This is a genomic window from Variovorax sp. GrIS 2.14 (assembly GCF_046115955.1).
Taxonomy (GTDB): domain Bacteria; phylum Pseudomonadota; class Gammaproteobacteria; order Burkholderiales; family Burkholderiaceae_C; genus Variovorax.
The window spans coordinates 1-2,841 of the sequence record NZ_JBJXIA010000074.1; the positions used below are offsets into that span (position 1 = coordinate 1).

At 58.6% G+C, this 2,841-nt stretch carries 2 protein-coding genes and 1 pseudogene; 2 read left to right on the forward strand and 1 reads right to left on the reverse strand.

Annotated elements, in window-relative coordinates:
* Positions 1-20 precede the first annotated feature (20 nt).
* Together RCH10_RS27405 and RCH10_RS27410 are read left to right on the forward strand one after the other, a co-directional pair.
* A pseudogene (locus RCH10_RS27405) lies at positions 21-1,564 on the forward strand (IS3 family transposase).
* A 490-nt stretch (positions 1,565-2,054) separates the two neighbouring features.
* The gene (locus RCH10_RS27410) at positions 2,055-2,291 is read left to right on the forward strand and encodes a hypothetical protein (protein WP_409054816.1); all 237 of its coding nucleotides are present in this window, start codon (positions 2,055-2,057) and stop codon (positions 2,289-2,291) included.
* 262 nt (positions 2,292-2,553) lie between these two features.
* On the opposite strand, the gene RCH10_RS27415 is transcribed toward RCH10_RS27410, so the two are convergent.
* The coding region (locus RCH10_RS27415) for a chemotaxis protein CheB (protein ID WP_409054817.1) at positions 2,554-2,841 on the reverse strand (288 nt) is incomplete at its 5' end.

Sequence of the window (2,841 nt, forward strand, 5' to 3'; positions counted from 1 at the left end):
ACTACCTTTGGAGGTAGTTCATGTATTCATACGAAGATCGCGTACGGGCCGTCGAGCTCTACGTCAAGCTGGGGAAGCGCACCGGCGCGACGATCCGCCAGTTGGGATATCCGACGAAGAACTCATTGAAAAGCTGGCATGAGGAGTACGAGGGGCGTCTCGGCCTGTCGTCTGGCTACGTGCGCTCAAACCCGAAGTATTCCAAAAATCAGAAGCAGAGGGCTGTCGAGCACTACGCCGAGCACGGGTGCTGCATCGCTTCCACAATTAAGACGTTGAGCTATCCGGGCCGAGATTCGCTGCGTGCCTGGATTGGTGAGTTCCAACCCGACTCCCGGCAGCACGTTGTCCGCAGTGCCGTCAGTTCGCCTCGGCCGCCGGAATTGAAGAAGCTGGCGGTCCTTGAACTCTGCACTCGTGAAGGAAGTGCGCAGGTGGTTGCTCAGAAGCTTGGCGTGAGCAGGCCGACGTTTTACAACTGGAAGAACACACTCGCCGGTCCGGAGGTTCCAGCATCAATGAAACGCCGTAAAGATTTGACACCAGAGCCGCAGCCCGAGGAGCGGAGCTGGAGCGCCAAGTCGAATCGCTTCGTCGCGACATCCGACATCTGCAGGTCGAACACGACATCTTGAAGAAGGCCAGTGAAATCATAAAAAAAGGCCTGGGCGTCAGCCTGCAGCTCCTGACCAACCGGGTGAAGACGCTGCTGGTTGACGCCCTCAAACAGACCCATGCGCTGTCGGATCTCTTGACCGAGTTAGGCCTTGCCCGCAGCTCGTACTTCTATCATCGCGCGCGCCTGCAGATCGCGGACAAATATGCGGGCGCACGCCGAGCGATTGCCGACATCTTCCAACTCAATCACCGGTGCTACGGTTACCGCCGGATCCAGGCGATGCTGAGCAGGCAATGCGTGCGCTTGTCAGAAAAGGTGGTGCAGCGCCTGATGAAGCAGGAGTGCCTGGTCGTTGCAAAGCCGAAGCGGCGCCGATACGGCTCCTACCTCGGAGAGATCAGCCCAGCGCCAGAGAACCTCGTCAAACGCGACTTCACGGCTGCTGCGCCGAATGAGAAGTGGCTCACCGACATCTCGGAGTTCCAGATCGCCGCCGGCAAGGTGTATCTGTCACCAATGATCGACTGCTTCGATGGTCAGGTCGTGAGCTGGACGATCGGCACGCGACCGGACGCTGAGCTCGTGAACACGATGCTGGACGCAGCCATCGAGACGATTCCCGCCGACAGCGAACGCCCTGTCGTGCACTCCGATCGCGGAGCCCACTACCGCTGGCCTGGATGGCTGTCGCGCATCGCGGATGCCAAGCTGATTCGGTCGATGTCACGCAAGGGCTGCTCGCCTGACAACGCAGCTTGCGAAGGCTTCTCCGGTCGATTAAAAACGGAGATGTTCTATCGTCGCGACTGGCGGGCAACAGGCATAGACCAGTTCACCCATGCTCTGGACTCATACATCCGCTGATACACCGAGAAGCGGATCAAGATCTCCCTCGGCGGTCTCAGTCCAGTTGAATACCGCACAAGCCTGATGATCGCGGCATAACCCAGTCCAAGAAATCCGCCGCACCCCCATTGGCGGCTCTGGTACGCGACCGGCTGCACTCGACACTTGCCTATGTAGCCCGATGCAGTTCGAGCGAGACTGGCCTGCCAATCAACCGCAGCAAGCCAACTCATGAACCGGGCTAAGGATACGGATTCCAGGGGCAAGCTGAGACGTAAGTCTTGACCGTACCGATCGGCATGCCGGTGTGCGACGCGACTTTGCAGTGCGTCATTTCTCTGAGGAACGCAAGGCTGAGCACACAGCGCTCGTGAAGGCAATTGTGGCGATTGAGCCGAACGGACCGCCGATTGAATCGTCCCCGGTTACTGGGAGCCGCCAGCAACTTGCTTGAGGCATCGCAGACATACCAATTTCGTATGCGCCGGCTATAGCGGACGCGGAGGAGCTGCAATTTAAAAAGCAAACCGCGCCCGAGGCGCAGGGTCTCATTGCCTGCTGGGAGCAGAAAGCTCCCGCACGCCAACTCGTGAATCTTCAGGGAGTGCCGATCCTGATCCTGGTGGGCGAAACCTCGTATCACGCACAGTACGACCATGGCACCTCACAGTGGCTGCGCCAAGCCGGCGTGCAGCACGACTTCGTACGCCTGCAAGACATTGGTATCCGCGGCAACGGTCACATGATGATGCTGGAAAAAAACAATATCGAGATTGCCTCAGTGGTGAACGACTGGGTACAAGAGACCTGCGCGGCACAGGCGTGACGAATCCCGAAGAGTTACTAGATATGAGAACAAACCCGAAAGCCGCCTGCGCTTTAAAGGACAGCCACTTGCGTGATGGGTTGGGCTACCAGCCCGACGCCGTCAGGAGGCACATGTCTCCTCGAAGCAGCGGCTACATCCAAGCGCGTTGGCAGCGTCGATCTGCCACGACAACGAGGTTTTCAAAGACTCGCGCACGTTGCGCGTTCATGATGTCTTCCGACAACGTTGCGCGCTATCTCCTGTATCACGTCGAGGTAATTTAACTGCTGAAGCTACGATTCCCCTTGTCTAAAGGCAACCGCGCAAGCAAGGCCGCGATTTGCGGGACCGGTAGGCAGTAGTTCGGATGGTCGTTCCTGATCGCCGCAGAAGGCATTTTCGGGCTTCCTGTAGTCTCGGGCTGCTGCACGATGCCAACACCACCGGCGGCCTCGATGTCTTCCAGCCCTTGAGTGCCATCGTGTGACCTGCCCGAAAGCAACACGCCTACAACCCGCAGCCCATAGACGGCTGCGGCAGAGGCGAACAGATGGTCTGCCGATGGAAC